Here is an 8072-nt window from a genome sequence, read left to right on the forward strand (position 1 = left end):
TTTGCGGCGACTCTATCCCGTCAACACTTCTACCCTATTGTTCGTTGTATGATCTAACCGTCACAATAGCAAGGACAAAGCCAAGTGTGCCATAATAATGATGGATTCCTCGGATGAACCCATAGCTGGCGATCATTGTACGATTCGGAGCCCGGTTTGACGCTGGACGAGGGCTGCAATCAGCTGTTTTCGGCGTCTTCTCCCGCGTGGTTCATAGTGCTGCCGGATGGGCGTGTCGATCGATTTAAGGAACTGAAGCATGGCGGGGTGTATCTGGTGAGCGCAAGGCAAGGCGGCAGAATTCTGGCGGCGCTCGGCGTCATGCTGCTTACAACGATCGCGACAGCTCGGGCCGCTCCGGCTACTGTGCCATCAGCCGCATCGCCGGTCACCGCTGCCTCCGCCGATCCCATCCTCGCCTATGGTGCCCGCATTGCTGGCGACGACGCCCGCACACGCGTGGTCATCGAACTCGACCGCGAGCCGTCCGTTGCCGTGCATTACCTTGCCGATCCGCCACGCGTCGTTGTCGACCTGCCTGCAACAGCCTTCGGTTTTCCGGCCAAGGATCTCGATGCCCGCGGGCTTTTTAAGGATATCCGATACGGGACGATGGACAAGGACAGTGCCCGCATCGTTCTGACTGCCATCAAACCGGTTAAACTGGTGGTCGCGCGGGTGCAGTCGAACGAAACCGGCAGGGGATACCGTCTGGTGCTCGACGCCGAGATGGTGCCGCCGGAACAGTACGCCGAACTCGTGCGCAAGCAGACATGGACCGACGAGGATACCGCCGCCGATGTCGGCCCGGTGGTCCCCGTCGAAAACGTCAAGCCGAACGATTTCCTGATTGCGGTGGATGCCGGCCACGGTGGCATCGATGCCGGTGCCATGGCGAGCGACGGCCTGACACCCGAAAAGCAGATTACGCTCGCCTTCGCCAAGGCGCTGACGGAAAAGTTGAACGCCCAACCCGGCATCAAGGCCTTCCTCACCCGGGACAGCGATTCCTACCTCTCGCTGTCGCAGCGCGTGACGATCGCCCGCCAGAACCACGCCGCCCTGTTCATATCGCTGCACGCCGACACGTTGAAGCAGAAGGATATTCGCGGTTCGACAGTCTACACCATATCCGACAAGGCGTCGGATCGGCTGGCCGCAGACGTCGCGGACCGTGAAAATTCTTCCGACAAGCTGGCTGGCAGCGAGGTCAAGGCGCCGCCGCCGGGCGTGGCCGACATCCTGACTGACCTTACCCGACGCGAGACGCAGGCCTTCTCCGTATCGCTCGCGCAGGATGTCCTGAATTCATTCAAGGGCCAGATCGCGATGATCAACAATCCCCACCGGTATGCCGGCTTCCAGGTGCTGACGGCGCCCGACGTGCCCTCCATCCTGGTCGAACTCGGCTTCCTGTCCAACAAGGAAGACGAAAAGCTGCTGCTCGACGAAGAGTGGAGGGGCAAGCTGGTGGACCGGCTGACCGAGGCAGTTCGGCAATACAGGGCAGTGACGGTCGCAAACGGCGGTTGACTGGGATATAGTGGCTTGTCTGCCACAGGCCGGCCAGAAGGTCCGCCGTCGACTGGAGAATGAGGCGACAGAGCCCTATTTCGCTCACATTGCCGCCGTCGAACGGAACTATGGTGGAGGAGGCGGAGCAAAGGGCTTTTGTCGCCTCTGATCTCTTGCTAATAGGCTTCGCGCGTGCAAGACGCCCGGGTATGCGGATATTTTGCCCGTGCGCCGAATTTTTCTACACACACTGGTAGCGACGATATGGTCAGACTTATTGGATATTTCTTTGGCTTGGCCTGCATCGTCTTCGTCGGCGCTGCTGCGGCTGCCGCCGTCTATCTGGGCGTCGTCTCCAAGGATCTGCCGAATTACGAAGTGCTGGCCAACTATGCGCCGCCGGTGACCACCCGCATCCATGCCGGCAACGGCGCGCTGATGGCCGAATATGCCCGCGAACGCCGGCTCTTCCTGCCTATTCAGGCTATTCCCGATCGCGTTAAAGCCGCCTTCCTCTCCGCGGAAGACAAGAATTTCTACAACCACGCTGGCGTCGACATCACCGGTCTTGGCCGCGCCGTACTCGTAAACCTGCAGAATTTCGGTTCCGGTCGTCGTCCGGTGGGCGCCTCGACGATTACCCAGCAGGTGGCCAAGAACTTCCTGCTGTCGGCCGACCAGACCTTCGACCGCAAGCTGAAGGAAGCGATCCTGTCCTTCCGCATCGAGCAGGCCTACAGCAAAGACAAGATCCTCGAACTCTATCTCAACGAGATCTACTTCGGCCTCAACGCCTATGGCATCGCCTCTGCGTCGCTGACCTATTTCGACAAGCCGGTAACGGACCTGACGATTGCCGAGACCGCTTATATGGCGTCGCTGCCGAAAGGTCCTGCCAACTACAATCCTTTCCGTCATGCCGACGCCGCCATCGCCCGCCGCAACTGGGTCATCGACCGCATGGTCGAGAATGGCTATGTCAGCCAGGCCGACGGCGAGGATGCGAAGAAGCAGCCGCTCGGCGTCGTAACCCGCAGATCCGGCGGCACGGTCGTCGCCGCCGACTTCTTCTCCGAAGAAGTACGCCGGCAGATCATCGATAAGTATGGCGACAAGCAGCTCTATGAAGGCGGTCTTTCAGTCCGCACCTCGCTCGATCCGCAGTTGCAGATCGAGGCACGCAAGGCGCTGCAGGACGGTCTGGTCGGTTATGACGAGCGTCGCGGTTATCACGGTCCGCTGAAGCAGATCTCGACAGCGACAGACTGGGGCATCGAGCTCTCAAAAATACCTGCCTTGTCGGATGTTCCCGAATGGAAGATTGCCGTCGTGTTGGCGGTCTCGAGCGATGGTGTCGATATCGGCCTGCAGCCGGATGTCGATCCATCCGGCAAGCTGTCGACAGAGCGCAAGCGCGCCTCGATTGCAGCCGCCGATATGCGCTGGGCGTATCGTTCCGCCGAAGCCAATGGCAAGACGGCGAAAACACCGGCCGGCGTCCTCTCGCCCGGCGACGTCATCTATGTCGAGAAACTGGCTGATTCCGCCGGCTACCGCCTTCGCCAGCCGCCGAAGGTACAGGGCGGCCTGGTGGCGATGGACCCGCATACCGGTCGCGTTCTCGCCATGGTCGGCGGCTTCTCCTACGGTCAGTCGCAGTTCAACCGCGCCACCCAGGCCATGCGCCAGCCCGGCTCGTCCTTCAAGCCGTTCGTCTACGCTGCTGCCATGGACAACGGCTATACGCCGGCCTCGGTCGCGCTCGACGATCCAATTGAAATCCAGCTGTCGAACGGTACGGTCTGGCGGCCGGAAAACTATGAAGGCGAGGGCGGCGGCGCCCACACGCTCCGCTTCGGCATCGAGCACTCGCGCAACCTGATGACAGTGCGACTGGCAAACGACATGGGCATGAACCTCGTTGCCGAATATGCCGAACGGTTCGGCATCTATGACAAGATGGCGCCTGTGCTTGCCATGTCGCTCGGCGCTGGCGAAACGACTGTGCTGCGCATGGTCTCGGCCTATTCGGTCATTGCCAACGGCGGCAAGCAGATCAAGCCGACGCTGATCGACCGCATCCAGGATCGTTACGGCAAGACCATCTTCAAGCATGAGGAGCGCGTCTGCGACGGCTGCAATGCCACGGACTGGCAGAACCAGCAGGAGCCGACGGTTGTCGATAACCGCGAACAGGTTCTCGACCCGATGACCGCCTATCAGGTGACGTCGATGCTGCAGGGCGTCATCATCCGCGGCACCGCTGCTGGCAAGATCAAGCTCAACACCGAAGTTGCCGGAAAGACTGGGACGACCAACGACCAGAAGGATGCTTGGTTCGTCGGCTACACCCCGAACCTCGTGGCTGGTCTGTATGTCGGCTACGACACGCCGACCGATCTCGGTCGCGGCGTGCAGGGCGCCTCTTTGGCGGCCCCGATCTTCAACGACTTCATGCAGGCTGCCACCAAGGGCGAGCCGCCTGAGAAATTCGTCGTGCCGACCGGAATGACCATGGCATCCGTCGATCGAAAGACCGGCATGGCCGCCCAGCCCGGCGATCCCGATTCGATCGTCGAGGCATTCAAGCCCGGCACCGGACCTGCGACCTCCTACACCGTCATCGGCGCCGGCAATGCCGGTGGCGAGGTGCAACTGGCGCCGGAAGAAATCCTGAAGACATCACCGCAGGCCAACCAGGCCGTGACATCAGGCAGCGGCGGACTTTATTAAGCGGAAATTGCTGGATTAAGCGGAAATGGCTGGCGAGGCCGGCTCCGATATATCGCCACTACGACTTGGCGGCTGCCGGCGTGTCGAACAGACCGGTCGGAAAACCGTCGAGACTGACCTGGTTCTTTTCACGCCAGTAGTCCTCGATCCCATCCACGCCCTTGGCTTTTGCCCAGGCGTCCATCTGGGTGCGCTCTTCCCGGTATTCAAACAGTGGAACGCCGTAGCCGCAGGATGTCTGAACGATATCGAAATCGAGCCACACCATCTGGCGAGCCCCAAGCGGCGCCGTGTTTTCGTATTTTTCCTGCAGAAGCTTGGCAAATTCGTCGCTATTGCGGTGAATGACGCGTCCCTTGCCGTAGAGCCTGAGGATGAGCGGCGGTCCCTCGACGGAGCAGAACATCATCGTCAGTCGGTCGTTTATTCTCAGATGGGCGGCAGTCTCGTTGCCGCTGCCGCTGCGATCGAGATACATCGCGGCATTGTTGCCGAGAATGCGGAACAGGTCTGTGCTGCGCGGCGACATGTTGACGTGGCCCGTTGGAGCGGCCGTCGCCGTGAAAAACATGTGCTGCGCTTCAATGAAGCGATGGTGATGGGGTTCTAGCGTTTCGAAAAATTTGGCCATGCCGAACTTTAGGGTTCTAATTCCAGCATGCCAAGACGATGTTTTGCGAAGAATTCATGACCATGGCCGGTTTCACGCCCGAGGTCTGGCTCAGTCTATGAAATCGCCTTGATCTCGAGTTCGCCATCTCCAATGACGACGACGTCGCCGACAGCCTTGCCGAGCAGAAGGCGCGCGACAGGAGAGACGAAGGATATCGACCCGGCCTTTGGGTCCGCCTCGTCCTCGCCAACGATTCGGTATGTCTGCACCCGGCCATCGTCGCGGCTGAAAGTGACGGTATTGCCAAAACCGACGGTATCGGCGTTTTCCGGGGCAGGGATCACCTGTGCCGTCCGAAGCCTGGCCGCAAGATAGCGCGTATCGCGCAGCGGGATGGCTGTCTGCCGACGCCGCTCGTTGACCTCGTCGATCTTGCTTGCCACCTCATAGGCGGCGCGCGCCTGCTGCATCTGCAGTTCGAGCGCCTTGAGGCCAGCTTCAGTCACAAGGTTCGGGTGCGTGGAAATCGGACGATCCGGCAACAGGGTCTCGGATGCCGTCTCGAAACTCTCTTCCTTGGTGAAGGCAACGGCCAATCTCGAACTCCATTTCAGACTTTGCGCGGACAAGGTTGTGCGCGGAAGACAACGACCTCCACGATACGCTGTTCCACGCAAAGGCGCCAATCTTCGTGTATTGCGGCGTTAGGCGGTGGCGGTTTCCGTGTCGATTGCCGGTTTCAGGCCGATGGCGACGGCCTCATCGACGGCGAGTGCCGCCATGGCAAGGGCAGCCTCCCGCGTCCTCGCTGCAGCGATAAAGCGGCCATTGTGGCAGAAGCTGGCGCCTTCGACACCGGACGCCGCCTCCAGTTCGCCATTGGTGAGCCCCGCCCATGCAGCGGGCAGGTCGGCTCTCAGTTCGAAGCCTTCTGCAGCGCGGCGAATGCCGGTCACGCACCAGTCCTTGTCGCGCGGGTGAACCACGAACAGCAGCTGATCGGCCCCGGCCTTGACGATAGCCGGGCGGAACGGCATGCCCATCGGCAGTTCGAGAATACGTCCATCCCCGGCATCGACGATAGCCTTGTGGACCAATGCCTCCGCACGCAATTTTGCGGCGCTGCGGGCAATCCGTGCCTCGACGAAGCTGCGGGCGATTGCTAGAGCGGCGTGAAAACAACGATCGTCGGCTTCAGGGTCTGTCTCGTCGAACACCGGTTTCAACGTTTCCAGCAGCGCCGGCAGAGTCAGCCCGGCCAGCGGCCCCGTTGGACTAAGAGCGCCATTGTCCATGAGGTCGATCGGCAGGACGAAGCTGCTGTCGAAGGAAGCATGGATAGGGTCGATGTCCGCGTCTGCAATAGCCGACGCGGCGAGGTAGTCGCGACCGTAATGCTTCCAGACCAGCCCGAACGAGCTATACGGCTGCCCATCGTCGCGCAGGGGCGCGCCGCGCTGGTGGTGATCGAAGATCTGCTGGTCCGCGTCATAGCTGCCGCCGACATCGTAAATGATCCGATCCGGATTCGGCTTGATCCACTCTGGTGACCGGCTGCGGACGATTCGCGCGGCGGGGTACAATTTGGTGAGGATGACGCTCGACAGAAGCTCGTCGGCATGAAAGCCACCGGAATGGGTGACGAGAAAATCTGGATTCATGCCGTATGTGCCCCGTGCCTGGCGGAATGCCAGCCTGTTGAACGCACCAGATAACCAATGCCGCCGGCGATCTCAACCCCGTGAAATTGCGAATAGGGCGCGATCGGTTGCGAGGAACGGCATCGCCTCCGATCCCGGGGAGCGGCTTCGACTTGACGACATCGACATATCCGTTATTCTGGATATATGGAAAATGACAATGCGATTCTGGCTTTTGCAGCCTTGGCCCAGTCGACGCGGCTCGCGACATTCCGCCTGCTCGTAAGCCACGAGCCGCACGGAGTGCCTGCTGGCGAACTGGCGCGGATGCTGGACATCCCGCAGAACACCATGTCGGCGCATTTGGCGACGCTGTCTCGCGCAGGCCTGGTGAGGAGCGAGCGCCGCAGCCGATCGATCATTTACCGCGCGGATCTGGAAGGCTTCGAGCGCCTGACCCTTTTCATGATCAAGGACTGCTGCGGCGGAGATCCCGCCCTTTGCGCGCCCCTGGTGTCCAGACTGATTCCGCGCTGTGGACAGGAAAACCCGACATGAGCGACGTTATAGTGAAGCTGCTCGATGCAATAGAGTTTTCGCTGCCGGCTGCAAAACGATCCATTCCTTCCCGTGAAATCGCCCGATGATGTCAAATTTCGAGCGCTACCTCACTGTTTGGGTTTTCCTATGCATCATCGTTGGCATCGCCCTCGGCCATCTGATGCCCGGCATCTTCCATGCCGTCGGCGCGGCTGAGATTGCAAAGGTTAATATCCCCGTCGCCATCCTCATCTGGCTGATGATTATTCCCATGCTTCTCAAGATCGACTTCGGCTCGCTGTCCAAGGTCGGCAGGTACTGGCGTGGGATCGGGGTCACCCTGTTCATCAACTGGGCTGTGAAGCCGTTTTCGATGGCGCTGCTGGGATGGCTTTTCATCGGCTGGCTTTTCCGCCCGTTTTTGCCTGCAACCCAGATCGATTCCTACATCGCAGGCCTCATCATACTGGCGGCTGCCCCATGCACTGCAATGGTCTTCGTCTGGTCCAATCTGACCAAGGGCGAACCTCACTTCACGCTGTCTCAGGTCGCTCTCAACGATGCCATCATGATCGTCGCCTTCGCGCCTATCGTCGGACTGCTCCTCGGATTATCGGCGATTACGGTACCGTGGGACACGCTGATGATATCGGTGGCGCTCTATATCCTCATCCCTGTTGCAATCGCCCAGATACTGCGCCGCAGTTTCCTTTCCAGCGGCCGGACGGCTGTCTTTGAAACCTTGATGGCGAAGCTCCAGCCGCTGTCGCTGGTCGCTCTTCTGGCGACGCTCGTGTTGCTCTTCGGCTTTCAGGGCGAGCAGATCATCGCCCAGCCTACGATCATAGCCCTGCTGGCGGTGCCGATCCTGATCCAGGTCTATTTCAATTCCGGCCTGGCTTATATCCTGAACCGCATCTCGGGAGAGCAGCATTGCGTGGCCGGCCCGTCGGCGCTGATCGGCGCCAGCAATTTCTTCGAACTTGCGGTGGCCGCTGCGATCAGCCTGTTCGGGTTCCAGTCGGGCGCGG

7 protein-coding genes are annotated in these 8072 nt (G+C 60.4%); 4 read left to right on the top strand and 3 right to left on the bottom strand.

What is annotated here, in order from left to right; genetic code table 11:
- The first annotated feature begins 321 nt into the window (after positions 1 to 321).
- Together EQW76_RS24270 and EQW76_RS24275 are read left to right on the top strand one after the other, a co-directional pair.
- Complete coding sequence (locus EQW76_RS24270) at positions 322 to 1533, top strand: N-acetylmuramoyl-L-alanine amidase (protein ID WP_142829062.1); 1212 nt, start codon at positions 322 to 324, stop codon at positions 1531 to 1533.
- A gap of 246 nt (positions 1534 to 1779) precedes the next feature.
- A complete protein-coding gene (locus EQW76_RS24275; protein WP_142828924.1) occupies positions 1780 to 4248 on the top strand; it encodes a penicillin-binding protein 1A in 2469 nt (822 codons plus the stop codon).
- Positions 4249 to 4306: 58 nt separating this feature from the next.
- Here the strand turns inward: EQW76_RS24275 and EQW76_RS24280 are convergent, their stop codons facing one another.
- The 3 genes from EQW76_RS24280 to EQW76_RS24290 form a co-directional block, all read right to left on the bottom strand.
- Entirely contained in the window at positions 4307 to 4879 is a 573-nt protein-coding gene (locus EQW76_RS24280) for a pyridoxamine 5'-phosphate oxidase family protein (RefSeq protein ID WP_142828922.1), read from the bottom strand.
- A 95-nt stretch (positions 4880 to 4974) separates the two neighbouring features.
- Positions 4975 to 5457: a transcription elongation factor GreA gene (greA, locus tag EQW76_RS24285; protein ID WP_142828920.1), complete on the bottom strand. Its 483-nt coding sequence runs from the start codon at positions 5455 to 5457 to the stop codon at positions 4975 to 4977.
- 108 nt (positions 5458 to 5565) lie between these two features.
- Complete coding sequence (locus EQW76_RS24290; RefSeq protein WP_142828918.1) at positions 5566 to 6522, bottom strand: MYG1 family protein; 957 nt, start codon at positions 6520 to 6522, stop codon at positions 5566 to 5568.
- Positions 6523 to 6708: 186 nt separating this feature from the next.
- Between EQW76_RS24290 and EQW76_RS24295 the strand changes: the two genes are divergently transcribed.
- Both EQW76_RS24295 and arsB read left to right on the top strand, forming a co-directional pair.
- Positions 6709 to 7059, top strand: a complete 351-nt coding sequence (locus EQW76_RS24295) for a metalloregulator ArsR/SmtB family transcription factor (RefSeq protein ID WP_142828916.1) — start codon at positions 6709 to 6711, stop codon at positions 7057 to 7059.
- Between the two features lie 88 nt (positions 7060 to 7147).
- On the top strand, positions 7148 to 8072 hold a 925-nt coding region (gene arsB, locus EQW76_RS24300; RefSeq protein WP_143123318.1), incomplete at its 3' end, for an ACR3 family arsenite efflux transporter.

Source organism: Rhizobium sp. rho-13.1 (assembly GCF_007000305.1).
In the GTDB taxonomy this organism is placed as follows: domain Bacteria; phylum Pseudomonadota; class Alphaproteobacteria; order Rhizobiales; family Rhizobiaceae; genus Rhizobium; species Rhizobium rhododendri.